This is a genomic window from Cognatundibacterium luofuense, assembly GCF_018139685.1.
In the GTDB taxonomy this organism is placed as follows: Bacteria; Pseudomonadota; Gammaproteobacteria; order Burkholderiales; family Burkholderiaceae_D; genus Undibacterium; species Undibacterium luofuense.
In genome coordinates, this window is the sequence record NZ_JAGSPN010000134.1 from 1 (window position 1) to 466 (window position 466).

Genomic DNA, 466 nt, shown 5'->3' on the forward strand with positions numbered 1-466 from the left:
TTACATGGTTTACCTTCTTGCCGTCTTTCTTATTTATTTTGGCTGGTGGGCCGTTTGTAGAAAGCACTCGCAACGACCTCAACTTTACCGCGCCGTTGACTGCAATTACCGCAGCTGTCGTAGGCGTTATTTTGAATCTAGCCTTATTTTTTGGCTATCATGTACTTTGGCCAAACGGATTCGGTGCGAGTATCGACTGGGCGTCGGGTTTAATCATGCTTGGCGCAGTCATTGCATTGTTCAAATTCAAATGTAATGTGATCCACGTGATTGTTGCTTGTGCAAGCATGGGCTTCATTCTGAAGTTCAGTGTTTTGTGAATTGTAAAATTTATTTATTTAGTTAAATTTTAAGTAGTTAGTTGCGTGTAAGTATGCCATTCTTAGATAAGTTCCATGCGGAAACATAAATTGCGTCAGGATTTTTTTGCATTTATCAAAATTGAACTCGAGGGCAACATACCATG

Annotated in this window: 1 protein-coding gene; it reads left to right on the top strand. The window is 40.1% G+C overall.

Annotated features, from left to right (window positions below):
• On the top strand, positions 1–320 hold a 320-nt coding region (locus tag KDM89_RS19680; RefSeq protein ID WP_212689582.1), incomplete at its 5' end, for a chromate transporter.
• Positions 321–466 lie beyond the last annotated feature (146 nt).